This is a genomic window from Providencia sneebia DSM 19967 (assembly GCF_000314895.2).
Classification (GTDB): Bacteria; Pseudomonadota; Gammaproteobacteria; order Enterobacterales; family Enterobacteriaceae; genus Providencia; species Providencia sneebia.
In genome coordinates this window covers 2,322,097-2,345,953 of sequence record NZ_CM001773.1, presented here as the reverse complement: position 1 = coordinate 2,345,953, position 23,857 = coordinate 2,322,097, and the positions used below count along the sequence as shown (strand labels likewise).

20 protein-coding genes, 2 pseudogenes and 1 other annotated feature are annotated in these 23,857 nt (G+C 37.0%); of the genes and pseudogenes, 9 read left to right on the top strand and 13 right to left on the bottom strand.

Annotation, left to right across the window (positions count from 1 at the left end):
• Positions 1-72: 72 nt before the first annotated feature.
• The gene (locus tag OO7_RS09675; protein ID WP_008915769.1) at positions 73-840 is read right to left on the bottom strand and encodes a YciC family protein; all 768 of its coding nucleotides are present in this window, start codon (positions 838-840) and stop codon (positions 73-75) included.
• A 429-nt stretch (positions 841-1,269) separates the two neighbouring features.
• Between OO7_RS09675 and ompW the strand changes: the two genes are divergently transcribed.
• Entirely contained in the window at positions 1,270-1,908 is a 639-nt protein-coding gene (gene ompW / locus OO7_RS09670; protein ID WP_008915768.1) for an outer membrane protein OmpW, read from the top strand.
• 319 nt (positions 1,909-2,227) lie between these two features.
• Here ompW and OO7_RS09665 read toward each other — a convergent pair whose 3' ends face one another.
• The 8 genes and pseudogenes from OO7_RS09665 to OO7_RS17630 all read right to left on the bottom strand — a co-directional run.
• Positions 2,228-2,542, bottom strand: a complete 315-nt coding sequence (locus OO7_RS09665; RefSeq protein ID WP_008915767.1) for a BON domain-containing protein — start codon at positions 2,540-2,542, stop codon at positions 2,228-2,230.
• Positions 2,543-2,738: 196 nt separating this feature from the next.
• Positions 2,739-3,545 carry a tryptophan synthase subunit alpha gene (gene trpA / locus OO7_RS09660; protein ID WP_008915766.1) on the bottom strand — a complete coding sequence of 269 codons (807 nt, stop codon included), beginning with the start codon at positions 3,543-3,545 and terminating at the stop codon, positions 2,739-2,741.
• A complete protein-coding gene (gene trpB / locus OO7_RS09655; protein WP_008915765.1) occupies positions 3,545-4,735 on the bottom strand; it encodes a tryptophan synthase subunit beta in 1,191 nt (396 codons plus the stop codon). The genes trpA and trpB overlap by 1 nt, the downstream gene beginning before the upstream one ends.
• An 89-nt stretch (positions 4,736-4,824) precedes the next feature.
• Positions 4,825-6,186 carry a bifunctional indole-3-glycerol-phosphate synthase TrpC/phosphoribosylanthranilate isomerase TrpF gene (gene trpCF, locus OO7_RS09650; protein ID WP_008915764.1) on the bottom strand — a complete coding sequence of 454 codons (1,362 nt, stop codon included), beginning with the start codon at positions 6,184-6,186 and terminating at the stop codon, positions 4,825-4,827.
• 1 nt (position 6,187) lies between these two features.
• Positions 6,188-7,189: an anthranilate phosphoribosyltransferase gene (trpD, locus tag OO7_RS09645; protein WP_008915763.1), complete on the bottom strand. Its 1,002-nt coding sequence runs from the start codon at positions 7,187-7,189 to the stop codon at positions 6,188-6,190.
• 21 nt (positions 7,190-7,210) lie between these two features.
• Entirely contained in the window at positions 7,211-7,819 is a 609-nt protein-coding gene (locus OO7_RS09640; RefSeq protein ID WP_008915762.1) for a glutamine amidotransferase-related protein, read from the bottom strand.
• A pseudogene (locus OO7_RS09635) lies at positions 7,819-8,834 on the bottom strand (anthranilate synthase component 1). Before OO7_RS09635 ends, OO7_RS09640 begins: the two are co-directional and overlap by 1 nt.
• Before the next feature lie 36 nt (positions 8,835-8,870).
• A pseudogene (locus OO7_RS17630) lies at positions 8,871-9,392 on the bottom strand (anthranilate synthase component I); the annotation flags it as partial.
• Between the two features lie 26 nt (positions 9,393-9,418).
• Positions 9,419-9,520 (bottom strand) — a sequence feature (Trp leader region).
• A gap of 172 nt (positions 9,521-9,692) precedes the next feature.
• Here OO7_RS17630 and rnm point away from each other — a divergent pair.
• From rnm to OO7_RS09610, 5 genes are all read left to right on the top strand, one after another.
• Entirely contained in the window at positions 9,693-10,565 is an 873-nt protein-coding gene (rnm, locus tag OO7_RS09630; RefSeq protein WP_008915761.1) for an RNase RNM, read from the top strand.
• A gap of 148 nt (positions 10,566-10,713) precedes the next feature.
• Positions 10,714-11,334, top strand: a complete 621-nt coding sequence (locus tag OO7_RS09625; protein WP_008915760.1) for an L-threonylcarbamoyladenylate synthase — start codon at positions 10,714-10,716, stop codon at positions 11,332-11,334.
• 146 nt (positions 11,335-11,480) lie between these two features.
• Positions 11,481-12,398, top strand: coding sequence for a 23S rRNA pseudouridine(2605) synthase RluB (gene rluB / locus OO7_RS09620; protein ID WP_008915759.1), 918 nt, complete (start codon positions 11,481-11,483; stop codon positions 12,396-12,398).
• Between the two features lie 545 nt (positions 12,399-12,943).
• Positions 12,944-13,279, top strand: a complete 336-nt coding sequence (locus tag OO7_RS09615) for a hypothetical protein (RefSeq protein WP_008915758.1) — start codon at positions 12,944-12,946, stop codon at positions 13,277-13,279.
• Between the two features lie 241 nt (positions 13,280-13,520).
• Complete coding sequence (locus tag OO7_RS09610; RefSeq protein ID WP_008915757.1) at positions 13,521-14,984, top strand: hypothetical protein; 1,464 nt, start codon at positions 13,521-13,523, stop codon at positions 14,982-14,984.
• A gap of 84 nt (positions 14,985-15,068) precedes the next feature.
• Here the strand turns inward: OO7_RS09610 and cobO are convergent, their stop codons facing one another.
• Both cobO and OO7_RS09600 read right to left on the bottom strand, forming a co-directional pair.
• Entirely contained in the window at positions 15,069-15,659 is a 591-nt protein-coding gene (cobO, locus tag OO7_RS09605) for a cob(I)yrinic acid a,c-diamide adenosyltransferase (RefSeq protein ID WP_008915756.1), read from the bottom strand.
• Positions 15,660-15,665: 6 nt separating this feature from the next.
• Entirely contained in the window at positions 15,666-16,430 is a 765-nt protein-coding gene (locus tag OO7_RS09600) for a YciK family oxidoreductase (protein ID WP_008915755.1), read from the bottom strand.
• 179 nt (positions 16,431-16,609) lie between these two features.
• Between OO7_RS09600 and sohB the strand changes: the two genes are divergently transcribed.
• Positions 16,610-17,656, top strand: coding sequence for a protease SohB (gene sohB, locus OO7_RS09595; protein ID WP_008915754.1), 1,047 nt, complete (start codon positions 16,610-16,612; stop codon positions 17,654-17,656).
• An 86-nt stretch (positions 17,657-17,742) separates the two neighbouring features.
• Here the strand turns inward: sohB and OO7_RS09590 are convergent, their stop codons facing one another.
• Positions 17,743-17,991 carry a DUF2498 family protein gene (locus OO7_RS09590; protein ID WP_008915753.1) on the bottom strand — a complete coding sequence of 83 codons (249 nt, stop codon included), beginning with the start codon at positions 17,989-17,991 and terminating at the stop codon, positions 17,743-17,745.
• Positions 17,992-18,271: 280 nt separating this feature from the next.
• Here OO7_RS09590 and topA point away from each other — a divergent pair, with 280 nt between their 5' ends.
• Entirely contained in the window at positions 18,272-20,875 is a 2,604-nt protein-coding gene (topA, locus tag OO7_RS09585) for a type I DNA topoisomerase (RefSeq protein WP_008915752.1), read from the top strand.
• 185 nt (positions 20,876-21,060) lie between these two features.
• The gene (locus OO7_RS09580) at positions 21,061-21,606 is read left to right on the top strand and encodes an AAA family ATPase (RefSeq protein ID WP_008915751.1); all 546 of its coding nucleotides are present in this window, start codon (positions 21,061-21,063) and stop codon (positions 21,604-21,606) included.
• Positions 21,607-21,676: 70 nt separating this feature from the next.
• On the opposite strand, the gene OO7_RS09575 is transcribed toward OO7_RS09580, so the two are convergent.
• Complete coding sequence (locus OO7_RS09575) at positions 21,677-23,662, bottom strand: M13 family metallopeptidase (RefSeq protein ID WP_236620641.1); 1,986 nt, start codon at positions 23,660-23,662, stop codon at positions 21,677-21,679.
• Between the last annotated feature and the right edge of the window lie 195 nt (positions 23,663-23,857).

Below are 23,857 nucleotides of genomic sequence, written 5' to 3'. Positions count from 1 at the left end.
AATCTATCATTGATATAAAAAAACGGCACCCACAATAATAGGTGCCGTTTTTGTTGTTATATCTTAGATAATTTATTGTTTTTCCGAGATTAACATATAAAGACGATAGAAATAAATCAGCGCAAAAGCAGCAATAACATTATTAAGTAAAAAAGATAAACCATTGCCTACAATATGATTCAGGTTGAGGTTACTGATTAACAGCCCAACCAACATTTGTGTTGCCATCCAAATTAAAATGATGGGAAAAACAAAACGCCAATTTGCATAGGCCAGCTTCCAACTTTTAGCGATTGCACTGAAAACATTAATATTTTCACTAATAAGTATTGCCGGAGCCAGAGAGAAACCGATAGCAAAAATGACGCCCGGTACAATCATAATAGCGATGCCCAGCTGAACTAATAAAGAGCAGATAATTAACAGCAGGAACATGGAAACTGCTTTAGGTAATGAAGATGTTAACGCTTGAATAGCTGTTATATTTTCACCACGAGATAATCTAGCAATGTAGGATAAAACACCACAAATCAAAACTAATCGACCAATTGTGACAGAAAGCAGCAATCCTAATGACACTCTCATAATACTGCTTCTATTGTCTTCAGGGAGATCCTGTATCCAACTTTGCATTCCATCATTGCCAGCGTCAATGAATTTAGTCTGTGCATCCACCAGTGTATTAATGAATGTTGCTATCATTTCTGCATTGGGGATCATTAATGCATAGATAATTGTGCTTACCGCAGTTGCTAAAACTATAATTGTGGATAGGCCACTTGATTGATTCTTAAAAAAATTGATGCTATCACTGATGAGTGAGTTAGCCGAAATGGACATGTAACTGCTCCTACCTACAAATGGGACAAAATTTTTACGTGATTGTATCTGAGTATGTGGCTGTTAGGTAGGAAAAGATGTGAAAAAAGGCTCTATGAATAAGTCAGCGTAATGAATATTCCATGGTAAAAAATAAATTTATAAATTTAAGAATCACAAAAATATAAATTGCATATGAAATGCAATTTATAAAGTGACGAGTTTATATATTTTCTATCGGGATCATTTTATTATTTTTATGGATATATAGAGAAAATTGATTTAAATCAAAATACAAATTTATACAGATGAAATAATAAGTTTCATCTAGTCAGATTTAGCAAACTTTATTAAAGTATGTGATCTTGATTTGAACATTAAATAAAAATAAGCGATATATTTTAACCAAAATATTTTAGCTGAAATAAAAATACAGGAATGGGATTAATAATGAAAAAACTTACTGCGCTTGTCTTGGCTGCTGCGACTTTAGCACCAGCTGTTTCATTTGCTCACGAAGCTGGCGATTTTATTTTCCGTGCGGGTACAGCAACAGTACGCCCTAATGCAGGTTCAAGTGAAGTACTACCTGGAACAGGTTCATTCAACGTTAATAATAATACTCAATTAGGTCTTACATTCAGTTACCTAATTACAGATAATATCGGTGTGGAATTATTAGCAGCAACTCCCTTCGAACATAAAGTAGGGACTCCTCTTACTGGTAATATAGCAACAGTTAAACATTTGCCACCAACTTTAATGGCTCAATATTATTTTGGTAGTAAAGAAGATAAATTACGCCCTTATTTAGGTGCTGGTGTTAACTATACCTTCTTCTTTGATGAAAAATTTAATAATACAGGAAAGAGTGCTGGATTGAGTGATCTTGATCTCTCTAGTTCTTGGGGTGTTGCGGCACAAGCGGGTATGGACTATATGCTAACTGACAACTGGATGTTGAACGCATCTGTTTGGTGGATGGATATTAATACTGACGTTAAATTTAAAGCGGGTGGAGAACAACATAAAGTTGAAACTCGCCTTGATCCATTTGTATTCATGTTTGGTGCAGGTTACCGCTTCTAAGCAATTAGCTTAGCGTAATAACTTCACAATTTTTTATATTACAACGGATGTAAAAATAAATTTAGCTATGAAAATAAAAAATCCGAGAGTTTTTAACTCTTGGATTTTTTATAATATATGTATGGTAAAACATATATTCTGGCAAAAGAATTCATTATATAAATACAAATTGTCTTTCTTAACGATATGATTGAATTTCTATGAGATTGACGAATTCTCAAATAGAAATTCAAGAATACGATTTTTAAAAATAGCAAATATTATATAAAAATATCAGCTCAATAAGAGCTGATATTGTAGATTAAATAATGATAAATACTTAGCGAATTTTCATCGAATCTATTACTGACTGTACGCCTTTTACCTGCTTAGTCGCTTCAATGGCTTTATTTGCGTCTGCTCGAGAATTAACAAAACCACTTAATTGTACTCGACCTTTAAATGTTTCAACGCTAATTTGTGTTGATTTAAGGTCTTTTTCAGCCAATAAAGCTGATTTTACTTTCGTGGTAATGACAGTGTCATCAATATAGCCACCCGTACCTTCAGTTTTACTGGTTGGTGCGCAAGCTGAAAGTGTTAATCCCATAATTAAGGCAATAAAGAATGTACTTACTGTTTTGAACAATTTCATGCTTTTCTCCTAAATAATTCAGGTTACAAAATACAGTACTATTGTTTTATACAGCTTTACCTGAAACATCAGACTATTTCTGACTGATATTTTTAGTATTGATACAAATTGATGAAAATTCAACTTAATAGAAGAAATAAAGAAGGGGTACATCCATTATCGCCATTTTTGTATGACGATAATGGTATAAATATCATTATTTTAGTGTTGCTGATTTCATTTTTGCTGCAAACTGAGTTAACTCAGACAACATAACTTCAGGATTTTTCAAATGAGTTTCAATGATTTTGACAACCGCAGAACCTGAGATAGCACCAGCTGCACCATTAGAAATAGCTTCAGCAACTTGGGCTGGTTCAGAAATTCCGAAACCTTGCAAAGCGGGTGCAGCATGATATTGATCTAATTTGTTGATAAGGTGAGTGAGTGGTAATTCAGCACGTTTTTCAGTACCCGTCACACCCGCACGCGATAATAGATAGGTATAACCTCGGCTATATTCGCCAATTTCTTTCAGTAAATCATCATTTGCATTTGGCGGGCAAATGAAAATAGGGGCTATATTATGTGCAATAGCTGATTCCCGAAATGGTTTTGATTCTTTCATCGGCACATCTGCAACTAATACAGAATCAACACCTGCACGTTGGCAGCGTGCATAAAAATGGTCGACACCTTTAGTAAAGACTAAATTAGCATAAACTAATAACCCAATTGGAATGTGCGGGTGTTTTTTTCGTATTCTGCTGAGTAATTCAAAACATAATGTCGGCGTAATTTCACTTTTAAATGCGCGCAAGTTTGCATTTTGAATTGTTGGACCATCAGCTAATGGATCTGAAAAAGGAATTCCAATTTCTAGTGCATCGGCACCACCTTCAATTAATGCATCTATTATTTTTAAAGAAAGTTCAGCATCAGGATCGCCTAAAGTGACGAATGGAACGAAAGCACCTTGATTAGTTTTATTTAAATGTTCAAAAAGTTCAGTGTAGCGTTCCATTAGATTTCTCCCTTACTCTTTAAAATATCATGTACTGTGAAAATGTCTTTATCACCGCGGCCTGACAGATTAACAATAAATAGTTGTTCTTTATTTGGATCTTGCTCTGCTAATTTAAGGGCATAAGCTAGAGCATGAGATGACTCAAGGGCTGGGATGATACCTTCTTTACGACAAAGTACTTTAAACGCAGTTAGTGCTTCATCATCAGTGATAGAGACATAATCAGCGCGGCCAATGCTATTTAAGTGTGCATGTTGTGGACCTACAGATGGGAAATCAAGCCCTGCTGAAATAGAATAGGACTCTTCAATTTGACCTTCATCAGTCTGCATCATAGGGGATTTCATACCAAAATAGATACCAACACGCCCATGTTTCAATGGTGCACCATGCTGGCCTGTTTCAATTCCTAATCCTGCTGGCTCAACCCCAATAAGACGCACATCTTCTTCAGGAATAAATGAAGCAAATAGTCCAATAGCATTAGAACCACCACCAATACAGGCAATGACAGCATCTGGAAGGCGACCTTCACGCTCTAAGATTTGTTGTTTCGCTTCATCGCCAATCATTCGTTGGAATTCGCGGACAATCGTTGGATATGGATGAGGACCAGCCGCCGTTCCTAACAGGTAATGAGCTGTATCATAACTACCAGACCAGTCTCTGAGTGCCTCATTACATGCATCTTTAAGTGTTGCGGAGCCACTGTGAACAGGGATAACTTCTGCACCCATTAATTTCATACGAAAAACATTTGGTGATTGTCGTTCGACATCTTTTGCGCCCATATAAATACGGCATTTCATATTTAGAAGAGCACAAGCAAGTGCTGTTGCAACGCCATGTTGACCTGCTCCCGTTTCTGCGATGATCTCCGTTTTACCCATACGTTTGGCAAGCAGTGCTTGGCCTAAAACTTGGTTAGTTTTATGAGCACCACCATGAAGGAGATCTTCACGTTTTAAGTACAACTTGGTTTTTGTACCTTCAGTGAGATTACGGCATAACGTTAATGCGGTTGGTCTGCCTGCATAATTTTTTAATAAATCATGAAATTCGCGTAAAAATTCAGGATCTTGTTGTGCCTCAATAAAAGCATCTTCAAGTTGTTTAAGTGCTGGGATTAAAATTTCTGGGACATATTGTCCCCCAAATTCACCGAAGTAAGGGGCTAATTTGCTCATTCTGTTATCCGTCTCTTAATTTTACGTTATTTTATATTGTTCAGCATGATGGATGAATTTAATCATCATCTTTGCTTATTAATGATTTTTCAAGCAGTTAATAAGCTAAAAACTTGATTGATTTTTCGTTCACATTTTATACCCGGCTCAATTTCTACACCGGAATTGAAATCCAATCCATTACATAAAAGTTGAGATGCTTGCTGGCAATTATGCTCATTTAAGCCACCGGCAACCATCAGACGGTATTGGCTTGATTCAGGAATAATTGACCAATCAAATGTTTTTCCCGTACCACCCGTTCCATTATCTAATAACAATAAATCAATAGGTTGCCCATCATATTGAGTCATATTTGGCTGAGCCATATTGATGGCTTTCCAAATTTCGCAATGTTTAGGTAATCTTAGACGCAATTCGCCTATATAAGAGGCATCTTCATCACCATGCAGTTGTACCGCGGATAAAGCGAGTTGTTCAGCAATATGAACGATAAAATCAATTGATTGATTACGAAAAACGCCGACATATTGTAATGGCGTCGAATGAATAATTTGGCTTGCTTGCGAAAGTGTCACTTTTCTTGGTGAACTTTCTGCAAAGATAAGACCACCGTATGTTGCACCTGCGCAAAGAGCCGTTTTCGCATCTTGAACACGTGTTAATCCGCAAACTTTATGTTCACCAATGAATAATTTTTTTAATGCAACATCAATGTTTTCTTGTTCCATAATGGCGCTTCCAATCAGAAAGCCATTAACAAAAGGGGCAAGAAATTGGATATGTTGATGACGTAAAATGCCTGATTCGCTGATGACAATAGTACCTTCAGGTAATTTAGGCGCTAAAATTTTTGTACGATTTAAGTCAATTGAGAGATCACGCAAATCACGATTATTGATGCCAACAACACGGGCTTTCAATTTGATGGCGCGCTGTAATTCCTCTTCGTTGCTCGCTTCCGTCAAAACACCCATATTTAGTTGGTGAGCAACTTTAGCTAATGCGAGGTATTGCTCATCATCAAGGACTGATAACATCAGCAAAATAGCATCTGCTTGGTAATATCTTGCTAAGTAAATTTGATACTCATCAATAATAAAATCTTTACATAAGACGGGCTGCTTAACTGTTTGGCTGACAATTGTCAGGTATTCCATATTACCTTGAAAATATTTTTCATCCGTTAATACAGAAATAGCCGCGGCATAGGGTGCGTAAGCATTGGCAATCATCGCGGGATCAAAATCATCTCTGATTAATCCTTTAGAAGGTGAAGCTTTTTTGCATTCAAGGATAAAAACAGGGCGTTTTGCAGACAATGCATCATAAAAATGGCGCTCTGTTGGTTTCACCTCATTGAGAAAACTATCCAAAGGTTGTTTTGCTTTTCGTTCAGCAAGATAGGTGACTTTGTCATCGACGATTTTTTGTAAGACAGTCGCTTTCATATTATTGTTTCCTTGAAGCAAGAGCAATGACGCGGTCAAATGCGTTACCGCTTCTAATTACGCTAAGGGCATACTCACTATTTTCTTTTAAATTTTCATGCCCATTAATACGCATTAACATCGCAACGTTAGCGGCAACTGCGGCTTCATGAGCAGGCTTTCCGTTACCCTGTAACAAATGAGTCAATATAATGCGATTTTCATCCGGCGTGCCACCTTCTAAATCAGATAATTGGTACGGTGATAAACCAAAATCACTTGCATTGAGCTGATAAAACGATAATTCACCTTGATTCAGCTCAGCAACTTGTGTTGTTGCATGAAGTGAAACTTCATCCATACCGCCACTGTGTACCACAGCCGCTCGGGTAAAACCAAGCTTTTGTAATGTTTGAGCAATTGGTTTAACCAGTGATTCTTGATAAACACCAATTAACGCAATAGGTGGGCGAGCAGGATTAATTAGCGGACCTAATACATTAAACAATGTGCGCGTCTTTAATTGACTACGGACTGGTGCTGCATGACGAAAGCCACTGTGATATTGCGGGGCAAATAAAAAGCACACACCTAATTCATCTAAAGCATCTCGTGCGCTTTGTGCACTTAAATCTAAAGAAATCCCAAATGCTGCCAGTAAATCCGATGAGCCTGAGCGGCTAGAAACACTACGGTTACCATGTTTAGCAACTTTGATACCGCATTGTGCGGCAATAAAAGCGCTCGCCGTTGAAATATTAATGCTGTTAGCGCCATCACCACCAGTACCGACAATATCACTGAACTGATAATCTGGGCGAGGGAAAGGTTGCGCATTCTCTAAACAGGCTAAAGCTGCACCCGCTATCTCTTCAGGCTGTTCACCGCGCATTTTCATGCTGATTAATACGCCTGCTAATTGGGCTTCACTCAATTCACCACGAATAATAGTATTAAATAATTGTTGGCTTTCTTGTTGTGTTAATACTTGTGCCCGAAATAATTTATCAAAAATGGTTTGCATGATAGGCTCTCTCTTCCCGAATTAAAATGGTAATGTTGTTGTGCTGTCTGGGGTAGAAAGTGCCCATATCACGGTTTTTTCGAGTAAAATTGCACCTTGTGTCGTTAAAATAGATTCAGGATGAAATTGAAAACCACATACGCGATCTTTATCATTACGAACCGCCATTACCATTCCGTTAGATTGCGCGCAAATAGTCAGTTCTTCAGGAATTTCGCTACCAACCAAAGAGTGATAACGAGCGACAGAAAGTGGATTATCAAGACCTTGGAACATAGCTTGGTTATCATGGGTCGCCATAGATGACTTACCATGTAAGATTTCACCTGCAGCTGATACATGCCCACCATAAGCTTCAATAATGGCTTGATGCCCTAAGCAAATCCCAATAACAGGAATTTTTCCAATGACTTGAGACAATATATGAGGCATTGCCCCTGCATCACTGGGTTTTCCTGGTCCTGGAGATAACACTAATAAAGGTGATTCCATACTATTAATGACGGATAACAGATGGTCAGGACTCACTGTATTTCGGTATATCACCACGTTATGACCACCTGAGCGTAGTTGGTCAACTAGGTTGTAAGTAAAAGAGTCAACATTATCGAGCAATAAGATATTAGCCATTAGAATAACTCCTCAACTTGGTGTGCTTGAGCAATTGCGCGGATAACAGCGCGAGCTTTATTACGAGTTTCATCAGCTTCACCTTGTGGAGAAGAATCAAGTACCACACCACCACCAGCTTGGACAGTGGCTATTCCATTTTCAACATAAGCAGAACGAATGACGATACAGGTATCAAAATCACCTTTACCTGTAAAATAGCCAACAGCGCCACCATAAGAACCGCGACGTTCTTGTTCATATTCAGCGATGAGCTGCATAGCTCTGACTTTTGGTGCACCGGTTAAAGTCCCCATATTCATACAAGCTTGGTAAGCATGAAAAATATCAAGGTCATGGCGTAAAGTACCAACAACTTGTGAGACTAAATGCATGACAAATGAGTAACGATCAACTTTCGTCAGATTCGCAACATAACGACTTCCAGCCTCACAAATGCGCGCTAAATCATTACGCGCCAAATCAACTAGCATTAAATGTTCGGCTAATTCTTTTTCATCTGTACGCATAGAAAGCTCAATGCGGCTATCCAGATCAAGGTCTATCAATCCAGCTGCATTACGGCCTCTTGGACGCGTTCCGGCGATTGGGTAAATTTCAACCTTGCGGTCGTGTGCGTTATATTTCAATGCACTTTCTGGCGAAGCGCCAAATAACGAAAAATCATTATCTTGCATAAAAACATGTATGGACTTGGATTTTGTATTTTTAATTTTTGATAAGCAATTAATGGAAAAGGGCAAGGCATTGAAAATTTACGAGAAGGTACAACTTGAAATATATCACCCCGATAAATAGCTTCTTTCATTGAATTAACAATGGCACCATACTGAGTATCATCTTTATTGGTTTTGATAGAAAATTCTTCAGCAAAACCTAACGCTAATGGTGATAAAAACGGTCGGCACGCTTCAATAATTTCGTTATGGCGTTGGTTAATGGCATGTGCGCAATGTTCATCGTTTGAAAATATGCAGCTTTTCAAACGAGCAGCCTGATTTTGATGGTCGATCACGAGATAATGTTCAGCCACAAAAAAACAGTAATCAGGACAATGATTAATGGTTTTAACATCTGGCAAGTTTTCAAAGCTGGCAATTAAATCATAGGCAAATAGACCGCCGACAAATAAATTTTCAGGTTGTGTTGAATAAACTTGTGCTAATTCAGGCAATAGACGAAGAACATCAAGGCATGATGCGCTTTTTAAACGGCTATCTTCATCTAATTCATCATCTGTTGAATTAAATGTAATTGTTAAATGTTGGGCAGATAGCTCATGTTGTTGTGATTTTACTAATAGTTTTTCAGCCATTAGCGCCAGTAATTGTTTACCATTTTCTGTTAAGGCTTCAATTTCAACACGTTGACCAAAAGCTCGAATGCGTAGTGCACTATTTACAATTAATAAGCTCTGTAAATTTGCCTTACTATTAATTTCAGCTGACTCAAGCAACATGGTTGCAGGAACATCTTTACACAGATGATTAAACAGTAAAGTTGGATCTTGTTGATAGTTAATTGGGCTATCCAGATAACTAAAATGTGCTAATGTGGTGTTTTGGTTATTCATTTTATTGCCTTAAGCTATTTTTAGACATAAAAAAACCCGCTGATAATGGCGGGTTCGGCACTAATGCATTATCAAATCTATGCGCGCGTCGCTTCCGCCCAATTTGGGAAGTTATGCCACCAACGATTTGATAAATTAGATAAAAACATATAGTGCCTCACTGGATAAATTAAATTCATTTGGATAATAATGAGTCATCCGTCTTGCGTACTAGTAAACTGGATCGCGTTATTTATGTCAAGCCCGATTGTTAATTATTTTGCAAAATATCCAGTTAATTGGAGAAGGAGAAGGTAAGGGATGTCAGATTTTTCAAGCCCATTGGTGACAAGATATGATTTACATTGTCATACAAACGCCTCTGATGGTGATTTGTCACCGATTGAAATTGTGGAACGTGCAATTGACATGGGGATACATGTTTTGTCGATTACTGACCATGATACTTGCGAAGGTGTTATGCAAGCTCAACAGTATTTACAACAAAATGCGCGTCCTCTTAGGCTGGTTAATGGGGTAGAAATCTCAACATTATGGGAAAATATTGAAATCCATATTGTTGGACTCAACTTTTCTCTTTCTGCCGATTCTATGGTGGAATTACTTGAACAACAATCTGCATTACGATTAGAACGCGCTATAGAAATTGGGCGAAGGTTACATAAAGCAGGGATCCCAGAAGCTTGGGAGAATGCAACTCAGATTTCTGGTGGTGGGCAAGTGACGAGAGCGCATTTTGCGCAATATTTGATTAAAATTGGTAAAGAAAAAACGATTAATAATGTATTTAAACGCTATTTAGCCAAAGGGAAAATAGGTTATGTTCCTGCTAAATGGTGCACGATTGATGATGCCGTTAAAGCGATACATAATGCTGGTGGCGTTGCTGTTTTAGCACATCCATCGAAGTATCAGCTTTCCAATAAATGGCTAAAAAGATTGGTAGCTTATTTTAAAGAATGTGGTGGAGATGCTATGGAAGTTTCTCATTGCCAGCAACCCGCTAATGAAAAACAATATTTAGCTGAATTAGCCCAAAATACGGATTTAAAAACGTCAGTTGGTTCCGATTTTCATCGGCCATGCTCGTGGATTGAATTAGGTCGTAACCTTTGGTTGCCAAATGATGAACAAGCGGTGTGGTTGCTATGGGATGAAGTAAAAAGTGTATAATGCGTTGATGTATCATAGCGGCAGTGTAGAATAACTATAATTAAAGTATTGTACCTTATTTTTAAGGTATATTTTGTTTATGAGCAGATAGTGCCATTTTCAGGTTTTTACCGGATGATACTGTCAGTACTAAAGATCCGAGGTCTGTATGAGTCAGTTTTTTTATATCCATCCGGATAATCCGCAAACACGATTGATTAGTCAGAGTGTTGAAATTATCAATCAAGGTGGGGTGATTGTTTACCCTACCGATTCTGGTTATGCCATTGGCTGTCGCTTAGAAGAAAAAGATGCGGTACAACGTATTTGTCGCATTCGCCAGCTTGATGCTAACCATAATTTTACCTTAATGTGCCGTGACCTTTCTGAGTTATCAAATTATGCACATGTTGATAATTCGGCATTTCGTCTAATAAAAAATAATACGCCGGGTAATTACACCTTTATTTTACGTGGCACTAAAGAAGTGCCACGTCGTCTGATGAATGAAAAGCGTAAAACAATTGGTTTAAGAGTGCCTTCCAACCCAATAGCACGCGATTTATTAGAAGCTGTTGGTGAACCGCTAATGTCAACAAGCTTGATTATGCCTGGAGATGATTTTACGCAATCTGATCCAGAAGAAATTCGTGATTTATTAGGGAAACAGGTTGATCTGGTTATCCACGGTGGTTATATCGGGCAAAAACCAACAACTGTGATTGATTTAACGGATGACAGCCCAATTGTTGTTCGTGTTGGCACCGGTGACCCTGCGCCATTTGAATAAGTGATAAAACAGACACATAGATTAATGGTAGGGCTTAAGCATAAACCTGTGTATAATACACAGGTTTTACTATTCTATATTTTCATGTTCCGTGATAAATCACGACATGCTACTTGACGCCTGTGAAGGCGACATTTGAGGATTATATGAGCGCTAAACCGCAACAGACTGAAAAGTTACAAAAAATTCTTGCCCGTTCAGGGCATGGTTCCCGTCGTGAAATCGAAACCTATATCAAAGAAGGCCGTATTAGTGTTGATGGCAAAAAAGCAACATTAGGTGACCGCATAGAGGTTAAATCATCCGTTAAAATTCGCTTAGACGGCAGAATCCTTCCGATTAAAGAGCCTGAAAAAGAAGTGTGCCGCGTTATGGCATACTACAAGCCTGAAGGTGAATTATGTACTCGCCATGATCCTGAAGGGCGTCCAACGGTATTTAATCGTTTACCTCGAATTGTCGGTGCTCGCTGGATTGCAGTAGGTCGACTGGATGTTAACACAAGTGGGCTTTTACTTTTCACAACTGATGGTGAATTAGCTAACCGCTTGATGCATCCTAGCCGTGAGGTTGAGCGTGAATATGCTGTTCGTGTTTTTGGTGAAATTAATGATGCCAAAATTCGCCAGTTAACTATGGGTGTTCAGTTAGAAGATGGTCCTGCTTCATTTAAAACGGTGTCTTACCGTGGTGGAGAAGGGATGAACCAATGGTATAACGTGACATTAACTGAAGGTCGTAACCGTGAAGTTCGCCGTTTATGGGAAGCCGTTGGCGTACAAGTTAGCCGCCTGATCCGTGTTAGATACGGTGATATTGATTTACCAAAAGGCTTACCGCGTGGCGGTTGGACAGAACTTGGCCTTGAACAAACAAATTACTTAAGAGAATTAGTAGGTCTTGATGCAGAAACGGAATCTAAAGTTGCTGTTGAACGTGACCAAAGACGCATAAAAGCGAATCAAATTCGCCGCGCAGTTAAACGCCATTCTCAAGTGACTGCAAGACCAGCATCTAAACGCCAATCATCCAAAGCGACCTCTAAACGTCGTACTCGTATCTAATACTGAGAATTTATACATTAATAAAAATAGTGCTATGGTTATGCTGTAGCGCTATTTTTTGTGTTGTTATGTATAATTATCATTCAATATAAATTCATCATCTATATACTTTATGAATATTAAAATGAAAGCTAGGTCTATTTTTTACTATCTAGTTAGTATTTTTAGCGTATGTAAGATATTCAGTAATTCATTATTAATGCTCCTCTTTAGAAGTTAAAGCCTAAGCAAATAAAAAAATTGATTTTATATTTTTTGTTTTTAGATTTTGATGGAAATAATACTTTCGTATTAAAATAGTTATGATATATAAATAACTTATCTGAATATGTATGTATAGCATACTTATTTCATTATCATGAATACTAATGAATTATGAAATTTAAAACTTATCAGTATAATTTTGTTTTTTATTTTTAAATTTGGTTAAACTAAAACAACTTTGATTATGAATTGTTGTTTTTAAATTCAATATTTCAATATCTTATAATCAAGTGTGATTTTTATATTCTATAGTTTATTGATTTAATTATTATAGGTGAATTATGAAAGCTTCAAATATTACATTTAACGATAAGTTAGTTATCAGTTTTTCAAATTTAACTAATAGAAATGTTTCATCAAAAAGATTGGCGCGTATTTTAGCTAAAATAACCAAGGTTAAGAATAAACCTACATATAAAAGCCAATTGATATCTAAATCAATATTTAACTCACTAAATAGGAAAGTTAATAAGAAAAGAAAAATTGTATCAACAGAAAAGAAAATGTTTATTTCTAAAGCAATAGATACAATGAATTATGATAAATATAATCGTAATGCACCAATTATGTCGAAAGAGGCAGCTATGATTGTTTCAAAAAGAAATAAAAAAGGGTAGTTAATAACAAAGTGTTATATTAACATTACATTTTTGTTAATTAAAACTATCTCATTATATATCTATACACTTTAGAGTTTATTGTGAGATAGTTTTATATGTAAACTAATTTTTTATGAAACTTATAATATATTTGTTAAATTTATTTAATTTTTTTTCAATATTAATCATTAGTAATAATGTGATTTATTCATTATGATTTCTTGACATGCATAGTATTATTTGAAAAGGTGGTTTCAATATGAATAAAATTAGTTCTTATGATAGGGTTTCAACAAAAGTAATAAACTTAATTGGTGGTAGCCTCTCGACAAAAAAAACAAAAAAATTACTTGATAATCTAAAGGCTATACGAGAAGGATCAGGGAAGATTTCTATTAAAAGTTCTATTTTTGTTGCGTTAGAAAATAAAGCTAATAAAACCAAAAATAGTGATCTTAAAAATAAGATTAATTATGAAATAGCTGCATGTATTTTGTCTAATAAGATAAATGATGTTGAGATAAAAACAAAAAATCTGAATGAGGAGAACAAAAAAAATATTAAAAAGCTAGACGGAAAAGATCAAGCACTTAAAAATATATCAGGAAATATAGTAGCTAAAACAACTAAAGTATCTAAAAAAGATACGGTAAGTTCTATTGGCCTTGAATTTAGACTTCAAGCAGCCATAAATTGTCGTGAAGCTGGTATAGATAAAGAGGAGCTTAGTGTAATAAGGAAAGATATTAGGCTAGACCAGAAGAAGCTTGATGAATTAAAAAGAATAAAAGAATTTATATCTGTTACAAAAGCCGCATATGTATTAAGAGGTTTAAATAATAACTATTTAAGTATTCTTAAAAATAAGGAAGAAAAAAATAACGTAATAAATGAATATTCTAATCGATTTGAAAGGATATTTACACGTAGTTTTTTGAGAGAATGCTTTCAAATGGATGAAATAAAAACGGTATATTCTATGACGCGAGTTGAGGAGTTTTCACAAACAGAACTTTATAATTTTGATAATAACCCTATTTTCAATAGACCAAAAGATAAACTAAAATATAATCAAACCGTAAATTTGGTTAACAAAAAAATAGAGCGTGTAGAGAATAATATTGCTTATTTAGAAAAGTATTTAGCATGTTTGATAAAAGATATATCAAAAGTTGAAATAATCACTGCGAGAGATTTTATAGAAAAGGCCGAATCATCAAAGAACAAAGGTATGATTAATCAAGGGAAAGAATTAAAGGCTATGATACAACGATATGAGAATCATTTAAAGGAAGTTGATGATGCTCCTAAAAAAATAGCAGTTAATAGTAAAGCAATCACAACAATGAATGAGGTAAAAGAAATATTAGTTGTGAGTTATGATAATGCTAGTCATCTAAGATTCATGAGTGATATTTTAGAGGTAATGAAAATGGGTAATACTGTCGGTCAAGCCGCCAAGAATAAAGTTCAAACATTACAAAATGAAGTTGAATCAACATGGAATGAAGCAATTTCTGTTAAAGAGAAAATTGATCAAGCTTTATCATCCGATGTAGCTAGGTTAAATAATCAAAATTTAGATGATATTATTGATGACGGTAATTCTTCGAATAATAATAATGATGTGTCCTTTCAATTACCAGAGGTACCAGCACACGATCTTGCTGACAAAATTCCCTCTACAAAAGAACAAAAAGCAAAGGAGAAAATGGTTGGGTAAAGATATAAGAACAATAATAATATTGTCGATAACCTCTTATTACTATAACTAACGCAATAAAGACGTTATCGACATAATTTCTTCTTACCAGTCAATCCCTTTTTGGGCTTTTATTCCTGCGTCAAAAGCATGCTTTATAGGGCGCATTTCTGTCACGGTATCTGCAAGATTAAGTAAATCACGATGGCAACCCCGACCCGTAATAATGACTGATTGATTTTCAGGGCGATGAGTTAGGGCATTAATTACCTCTTCCAAAGGAAGATAATGAAAACTTATCATATAAGTTATCTCATCTAATACCACTAAATCTATTGTTGGATCAGACAATAATTTACACGCGTGTTGCCATGTATCAAGACAAGCTAAAGTGTCAGCTTCTTTATCTTGGGTTTCCCAAGTAAAGCCTGTTGACATAACATAAAATGGAACACCGAGCGGCTCTAATAATTGGCGTTCTCCATTATCCCAACTGCCTTTAATAAATTGGATAACAGCAGATTTAAGTCCATGACCTATAGCACGGCAAACAGTCCCGAAAGCCGCTGTTGTTTTCCCTTTACCATTTCCAGTGAAAACAAGTAAAACACCGCGCTCTATTTGTGCTAACTCGATTCGAGCATCAACTTGCTCTTTTAAGCGCTGCTGGCGTTCTTCGTGTCGGCTTTGTGACATAATATTTTACTCCGCTGCACCTGCTTTGCGATCAGGCTGTGCATCAAAACTAATCCCTGTTTTACGTATGCTATCATCACTCATAACGAATAGATAAATAGGCATAATATCAGCAGGGGTTTTTAGTTTCATGGGTTCCTCTTGTGGGAATGCACTTGCGCGCATGTTAGTGCGAGTACCGCCTGGGTTGATACAATTCACACGTAAATTACTGTTTTGATACTCCTGTGCAAGAACTTGCATTAAACCTTCTGTTGCAAATTTTGATACGGCATAAGCTCCCCAATTTGCTCGGCCTTTTTTGCCAACACTGGAACTGGTAAAAACAAGAGATGAATGGGGCGCTTTGAGTAATAAAGGAAGTAAAGCTTGGGTTAGTATGAAAGTCGCATTAACATTGACTTGCATGACATCTTGCCAAAGGTCGACGGGTTGTTCTGTTATTGGTGCAACAACACCCAATAAACCTGCATTATGCAAAACGCCATCAAGATAATGATGTTTTTGAGCAATGCTGTCAGCGATTTTTTGGCACTGCTCTGATGTGGCGGTCAATAAATCTATTTCGTAGATTTCTGAGGTTTTACCCGTTAATGCTTCTATTTCTTGGCTAACTTTTTCAAGTTTATGCAAAGTTCTGCCGAGTAAAATTAATGTGGCACCATAGCGGGCATAGGTTAATGCGGCTTCACGGCCAATTCCATCACCGGCACCAGTAACTAATAGGGTTTTATTACTTAAAAGGTCGTGTTTAGGTTGATAGTGGAGCATGGTATTTTTCCTATCCTCTGATTAACATACTGCGTTATCATCGCATTGTTTAATGTTATTGGCTAATGTGTCATATAAATTTACATAAAGTTACGATGGACACAGTGTTATTTTATTGGTTGTTTTAGGGTAATTGTGAGACTATTTTTTATTAAGATGAATGTGAGAAGGATGATTTTGTGGAGTATTTTTCGTTGTACGGACTTTTTTTAGCAAAGGTTTTCACAATCGTTGCGGCTATTATTGCTCTTGCTATTTTTGTTTTTGGTGTTGGTATGCGCAGAAACGGTGGGCAAGGTGAGTTAAAAATCACGGATTTAGGGGAAAACTACCGTGATCGTCAACGCCAAATGCAACAAGTCAAAATGAATGATGCAGAGCATAAAGCTTGGTTAAAAGCATTTAAAAAACAGCAAAAAGCAAAACTAAAAAGTGAGAAATCTGGTGCAAAAGCGGGGCAAAGTAGCGTCAAAAAGCCGTGTTTATATGTATTAGACTTTAAAGGCAGTATGGATGCTCGAGAAGTTGGTTCATTAAGAGAAGAAGTGAGTGCAATACTGGCTGTGGCAGATGCGCAAGATGAAGTTTTACTTCGTTTGGAAAGCCCTGGTGGTATGGTGCATGGATATGGCCTTGCTGCATCTCAGCTATTGCGTTTTAAAGAGAAAAATATCCCGTTAACTATTGCGGTTGATAAGGTTGCGGCAAGTGGCGGTTATATGATGGCTTGTATAGCGAGTAAGATTATCGCTGCACCATTTGCAATTATTGGATCAATTGGCGTAGTAGCACAAGTTCCGAATATTCATCGTTTATTGAAGAAACATGATGTTGACGTTGAATTACATACCGCCGGTGAATATAAACGTACATTAACTATGTTAGGCGAAAATACAGAGCAGGGTCGCAAAAAGTTTATTGAGGATCTTAATGAAACTCATACTCTTTTTAAGCAATTTGTGCATGAAAATCGCCCTTCATTAGATATTAATGCGGTGGCAACAGGCGAATATTGGTATGGTAGCCAAGCGTTAGAAAAAGGGTTGATTGATCAGATTGGCGTAAGCGACGATATTATTATTGAAGCTATTGATACAAAAGAAATTGTTGGTATCCGTTATACTCAAAGTAAAAAGATGTTAGATCGTTTTACAGGCAGTGTTTCAGAGAGCGTTGATAAATTATTACTTCGCTGGTGGCAACGCGGTCAAAAACCGTTCATGTAACTTGGTTATTAGGTTATTTCTGTCTAAGACATAACCCATTGTTGTTATTACCGGCTATGTTGCCGGTAATTTTTTATCTTATGAAATCATTTGAGTCGATATTGTTCTGATAAAATATGAGATAAATGCTTATACATATTGAATGCGGCGGTACTTTTTGTTGTCGGAATACCCTGAGTATCTAAAAAGAATTCACCTTTAAATACTAAGGTATCTCGATGTTGCTCTACGGTATCAACAAACATGCCATGAATATAATCATCATGTTTCTTTATGATATCATTGGCTTTTTTTAGAAGCTCATTTTCTGTTATGAGTTGAGTATTATCTTGCATCAGTTATCTTCCTCACTAAAATAATTGGTTGCGTCTAGTATTTTATCAGGTAGAGTGTGTGGTTTTCATTTGTTATATATGGCTAAAATCATTTGGCTAGCATATAAAGTGTTCTTTTAAGCATAACGTGATTTGCTTGGTAGTTTTTGTTTAAACACAAACTATTTAAAGAAAATATATTGATATATTGCAATTGTGACGCAATATAAAAAAGAGATTTTCATTTTGTGCATTTTAATGTAAAAAATGCGCCATTGCATAAATTTAGGTAAAGGTAAATATGGGTAAAGCTCTTGTTATCGTGGAGTCCCCGGCAAAAGCCAAAACGATCAATAAGTATCTTGGCAGTGGCTACGTTGTTAAAAGCAGCGTGGGCCACATTCGCGATCTGCCGAAAAGCGGGTCCGGGTCACAGAAGAGTACTGGCTCATCTACGGATAAAACCGATAAAACTAAAAAGGTCAAAAAAGATCCTCAAGCTGCGTTAGTAAAACGCATGGGGATTGATCCTTACCATGACTGGAAAGCAAATTATCAAATTTTGCCCGGTAAGGAAAAAGTGGTTTCCGAATTACAAGCCTTAGCCTCAGATGCAGACCATATCTATCTTGCGACGGACCTTGACCGCGAAGGGGAAGCAATTGCATGGCATTTACGTGAAGTCATTGGTGGAGATGATTCACGTTTTAGTCGCGTCGTTTTTAATGAAATCACAAAAAATGCGATTACTCAGGCTTTTGAAAACCCTGGTCAATTGAATATAGACCGCGTTAACGCACAACAAGCACGCCGTTTTATGGATCGTGTCGTTGGCTATATGGTTTCGCCATTATTATGGAAGAAGGTTGCTCGCGGATTATCTGCTGGGCGCGTTCAGTCCGTTGCCGTTCGTCTTATTGTCGAGCGTGAGCGCGAAATTAAAGCTTTTGTACCGGAAGAATATTGGGAGCTTCATGCCGATTTAGCAGATAAAAATGCTATTGCACTGCGCATGGAAGTCACTCATAAGCTAGGTAAACCATTCAAGCCTGTAACAAAAGAACAGACTGAAGCTGCGGTAAGTGTACTCGAAAAGGCACGTTTTCAGGTTACAGACAGAGAAGACAGACCAACTTCGAGCAAGCCAAGCGCGCCTTTTATCACGTCAACACTACAACAAGCCGCAAGTACTCGTCTTGGTTTTGGTGTGAAAAAAACCATGATGATGGCTCAACGCTTATATGAAGCTGGGCATATTACTTATATGCGTACGGATTCAACCAACTTGAGCCAAGATGCTTTAAGTATGGTGCGTGACTATATCAACAGTAATTTTGGTGAAAAATATTTACCAAAAGATGCCAACGTTTATAGCAGCAAAGAAAATTCGCAAGAAGCTCACGAAGCGATTCGTCCATCAAGTGTTGATGTATTGCCGGATTCCTTAAAAGACATGGAATCAGATGCGAAAAGATTGTATCAGCTGATTTGGAATCAATTTGTTGCATGTCAGATGACACCGGCTAAATATGATTCAACAACATTGACTGTGACGGCTGGTGATTTCGAGTTAAAAGCCAAAGGACGCACCTTGCGTTTTGATGGTTGGACACGCGTTATGTCGGCTATGCGTAAAAATGATGAAGATAAAACTTTACCACCGATTCAAGTTGGTTCTGAATTATCTTTAGTTGAGCTATTACCTAGCCAACATTTCACTAAGCCACCAGCACGCTTTAGTGAAGCCTCTTTGGTTAAAGAGCTTGAAAAACGGGGTATTGGTCGCCCATCAACTTATGCAGCAATTATCTCGACGATTCAAGATAGAGGTTATGTTAAGGTTGAAAACCGCCGTTTCTATGCTGAAAAAATGGGTGAAATCGTTACAGATAGGTTAGAAGAAAACTTCAATGACCTAATGAATTATGATTTCACTGCAAAAATGGAAGACCAGCTCGACCATATCGCGAACCATCAAGCAAAATGGAAATCGGTATTGGATGAATTTTTCTCTGACTTTTCTAAACAGTTAGATACAGCGGAGAAAGATCCAGAAGAAGGTGGTATGCGCACCAATCCAATGGTAATCACATCCATTATTTGCCCTGATTGTGATCGTCATATGGGTATCCGTACAGCTTCAACAGGGGTTTTCCTTGGCTGTTCAGGTTATGCTTTACCGCCAAAAGAGCGTTGTAAGAAAACCATCAATCTTATTCCGGAAGATGAGTTACTCAACATTCTTGAAGGTGATGATGCTGAAACCAACGCGCTTCGAGCTAAACGTCGTTGTCCAAAATGCGGCACAGCAATGGACAGTTATCTGATTGATAATAATCGTAAACTGCATGTATGCGGAAATAACCCAGCCTGTGAAGGTTATGAAATTGAAGAGGGTGAGTTCCGTATTAAAGGTTATGATGGTCCTGTCATTGAGTGTGATAAATGTGGCTCTGAAATGCATCTGAAAATGGGGCGTTTTGGCAAATACATGGGTTGTACCAATGAAGAGTGTAAAAACACTCGTAAGATCTTAAAAAGTGGTGAAATTGCGCCGCCAAAAGAAGATCCAGTTCCATTACCAGAGTTACCTTGTGAAAAATCAGATGCATATTTTGTCTTACGTGATGGGGCCGCGGGGATCTTTTTAGCTGCAAATACTTTCCCTAAATCAAGAGAAACACGAGCGCCGTTAGTGGAAGAATTACAACGCTTTAAAGATAGGCTTCCAGAGAAGTTTATCTATTTAGCTGATGCGCCAGCACAAGATCCAGACGGTAATCCAACGGTTGTTCGTTTTAGCCGAAAAACTAAACAGCAATATGTCTCTTCAGAGAAAGATGGCAAAGCAACAGGCTGGAGCGCATTTTATGTTGATGGTAAGTGGGAAAGTAAAGAAAAATAATCTTTAATTCGCATTTAATCTTATCATTATGATATAAGCGAGTTCATTAGGGCTCGCTTATATTGTCAAAGTTTTATCCTTTCGATTAGTTACCTAATTCCTTCTCATCATATTCATCAGATAAATTAATTTAGTCATTATTTATCTCAATTCTATTTTTTAATCTCGTGTATCTAGGTATGTAAATGATTAATTCAACGAAAAATATTGTCATTACGGGTGGGCCAGGTTCAGGGAAAAGCACACTTATTAATATACTATCTTCAAAAGGCTATATGTGTTTTCCGGAAGCTGGCAGGGCTATTATTCAAGATCAGGTGTTAATTGATGGCAATGCATTGCCGTGGGTAGATCGAAAGGCTTTTGCTGAACTCATGCTATGTTGGGATATGCGTTCATGGAATATAGCTGGAGATCTTGGAGGTATTCATTTTTTTGATAGGGGCATTCCCGATATTGTGGGTTATTTAAATTTATGCTGTTTACCCATACCTGCTCATTTAGAGGCTGCTATTTGGCAATTTCGTTATCATAATACTGTATTTATTGCACCGCCGTGGCCTGAAATTTATAAACAAGATAATGAGCGGAAACAAACGTTTGAGGAAGCAATACAGACCTATCAAACAATGGTAACCTGCTATCAAAATTATGGCTATGAATTGATTGAGTTACCATGCGTAGCAATTGAGGAAAGAGCTAATTTTGTTATTAATAAGCTACAACAATAATAATTCAAATGATATAAGGTGCAGAATAATGCCTGCACCTTGATACTTTTTTAAATTTAAATGCTGCTCTTTACCAAATACGAATGCGTTGCTCTGGCTCTAAATACAGTTTGTTATTTTTATCAACAGAGAAGGTTTCATACCATTCATCCATATTACGCACTACGCCGTTGGCTCTAAATTGGTTAGGGCTATGAGGATCTGTCATAATTTTATTTCGTTCAGATTCTTTATTTGCAAGCTCATGCCAAGTTCTTGCCCAAGCAATAAAGAAACGTTGTAAGCCTGTAGTGCCGTCAATTATTGGTGCTTCTCCATTTGGGTAATTCTCTTTGACAAACTGTTTATAGGCACTGAGTGCAATATTTAACCCGCCTAAATCCCCAATATTTTCACCTAGGGTGAGTTGTCCATTCACTTTTTGTCCGTCTACAGTGAAACTATCATACTGCGCTACAAGTTTATCTGTTTTTTCTTTAAAATGCGCTTTTGCTGAATCACTCCACCAATTACGCAGTTGACCCGTTCCATCGTACAAACTTCCTTGGTCATCAAAGCCATGCCCCATTTCGTGACCAATGACCGCCCCGATTGAACCATAATTATACGCAGGATCGACATTTGGATCGAAAAACGGTGCTTGTAGAATAGCCGCAGGGAAAACAATTTCATTTTGTACAGGGTTAAAATAGGCATTAATCGTTTGCGGCGTCATTCCCCATTCCCATTTGCGTACCGGTTGACCTATTTTGCTCATGTCATCTTGATAAAACCAATCTAACATTTGTCTATAGTTATCAAGCAAGGTATCTGGTTTTAGGTGGATGCGACTAAAATCATTCCATTTATCTGGGTATCCTACTTTAACAGTAAATTGAGATAGTTTTTTTTGCGCTTCTTGGCGAGTGGTATCATCCATCCAATCATTGTCTTGAAGGCGGGATTTAAATGTTCCTTTTACATAACTGACTAAATCCTCAATTTTAGATTTTGATTCAGGGTTAAAATATTGTTGCACATAAATTTGCCCTAACGGTTCACCTTGTAAGCTACTAACGACTTCGAGTGCGCGTTCTTGGCGTGTTCTTTGTTTATCGATGCCATTCAATTTACGAGAATAAAAATCAAAGCGCGCATCTGCAAAATCGCGGTTTAGGTAGGAGGCCTGATCACTGATGTAATGGAATCGCAGATAATCTTGTAGTGTGGAAACGGGCGTATCAGCAAAGATTTTAGCCAGTTGTTCTACAGCAGTATCATTTTGAACAATAATTTTATTTAATTGTTTATCTGATAATTGCCATTTTTCAATAAAATTATCCCATTGGAAACCTTGGGTGAAATTTTTCATTTCAGAAAAGTTCATTGGATGATAATTTTTGATGGTATCGCGACGGGCTTCTGGACTCCAATGAACTTGTGCCATTGCTTTTTCAAGTGCAAAGACATGCTGTGCTTTCTGTTCAGTATCTTTCTCACCTGCAAGTTTTAGGATAGTCGCAATGTAAGCTATATAGTTCTTACGTATTTCTTCCATTTGCGGATTATCGTCTAAATAGTAATTGCGATTTGGTAAACCTAAGCCACCTTGGCCTAGATACAGGACATAGGTGTCAGGTTGCTTCGCATCTAAGTCAACCCAATAAGAGATGAATGGTGTAAAAGCAGGGGAAGCCATTAATTTAGCAATATCATTGTGAGTCGTTGCGTGGGTGATAGCATCAAGATCTTGTTTTAGTGGCGTAATACCCGTTTTTTCAATAGCGTTTTCATTGAGATAACTATCATACAAATTACGAATATTAAGCTGGTTGTTATCTAAGCTATTTTCTTGTGCGGTATGTAGCTGATCAATAATAGCTTGTAGCTGTTGTTCAGTATTAAGTTTTAGTTCGACAAAAGAGTTAATGCGTGACATACCAGTAGGAATTTTCGCTTTATTAATCCAATCCTGATTAACATAACGATAAAAATCATCACCAGAATTAATTTCATCGGACAAAATAATTTTTTGCTCTCCGTAAGAGATCTCTTTGGCATAAAGGTTCGATGCCATAGCCATAGTCGACATACTGATAATAAGTGCTATAAATTTTTTTGCATGGAAACCCCTTTTTGAATGAAAGTTGTTAACGCTCTTAATCAAGATTATGCCTAAAAGCTTATCTGTTAATCTTGCAATAACCTTAAGTAAAAAATGAGTTAGATGAAATATTATCATCTATTACCTATTCACACAGCGTAGAATGAT

Bases quoted from the DNA above. Each gene is read 5' to 3' on its own strand.
- OO7_RS09590 (WP_008915753.1), bottom strand. From the start codon at position 17,991: ATGCAAGATAATACTCAACTCATAACAGAAAATGAGCTTCTAAAAAAA.
- ompW (WP_008915768.1), top strand. From the start codon at position 1,270: ATGAAAAAACTTACTGCGCTTGTCTTGGCTGCTGCGACTTTAGCACCA.
- trpD (WP_008915763.1), bottom strand. From the start codon at position 7,189: ATGCAAACCATTTTTGATAAATTATTTCGGGCACAAGTATTAACACAA.
- trpB (WP_008915765.1), bottom strand. From the start codon at position 4,735: ATGAGCAAATTAGCCCCTTACTTCGGTGAATTTGGGGGACAATATGTC.
- trpA (WP_008915766.1), bottom strand. From the start codon at position 3,545: ATGGAACGCTACACTGAACTTTTTGAACATTTAAATAAAACTAATCAA.
- topA (WP_008915752.1), top strand. From the start codon at position 18,272: ATGGGTAAAGCTCTTGTTATCGTGGAGTCCCCGGCAAAAGCCAAAACG.
- cobO (WP_008915756.1), bottom strand. From the start codon at position 15,659: ATGTCACAAAGCCGACACGAAGAACGCCAGCAGCGCTTAAAAGAGCAA.
- OO7_RS09580 (WP_008915751.1), top strand. From the start codon at position 21,061: ATGATTAATTCAACGAAAAATATTGTCATTACGGGTGGGCCAGGTTCA.
- OO7_RS09575 (WP_236620641.1), bottom strand. From the start codon at position 23,662: ATGGCATCGAACCTTTATGCCAAAGAGATCTCTTACGGAGAGCAAAAA.
- OO7_RS09625 (WP_008915760.1), top strand. From the start codon at position 10,714: ATGAGTCAGTTTTTTTATATCCATCCGGATAATCCGCAAACACGATTG.
- OO7_RS09610 (WP_008915757.1), top strand. From the start codon at position 13,521: ATGAATAAAATTAGTTCTTATGATAGGGTTTCAACAAAAGTAATAAAC.
- trpCF (WP_008915764.1), bottom strand. From the start codon at position 6,186: ATGAAAGCGACTGTCTTACAAAAAATCGTCGATGACAAAGTCACCTAT.
- OO7_RS09615 (WP_008915758.1), top strand. From the start codon at position 12,944: ATGAAAGCTTCAAATATTACATTTAACGATAAGTTAGTTATCAGTTTT.
- rnm (WP_008915761.1), top strand. From the start codon at position 9,693: ATGTCAGATTTTTCAAGCCCATTGGTGACAAGATATGATTTACATTGT.
- OO7_RS09665 (WP_008915767.1), bottom strand. From the start codon at position 2,542: ATGAAATTGTTCAAAACAGTAAGTACATTCTTTATTGCCTTAATTATG.
- OO7_RS09675 (WP_008915769.1), bottom strand. From the start codon at position 840: ATGTCCATTTCGGCTAACTCACTCATCAGTGATAGCATCAATTTTTTT.
- OO7_RS09600 (WP_008915755.1), bottom strand. From the start codon at position 16,430: ATGCTCCACTATCAACCTAAACACGACCTTTTAAGTAATAAAACCCTA.
- rluB (WP_008915759.1), top strand. From the start codon at position 11,481: ATGAGCGCTAAACCGCAACAGACTGAAAAGTTACAAAAAATTCTTGCC.
- OO7_RS09640 (WP_008915762.1), bottom strand. From the start codon at position 7,819: ATGGCTAATATCTTATTGCTCGATAATGTTGACTCTTTTACTTACAAC.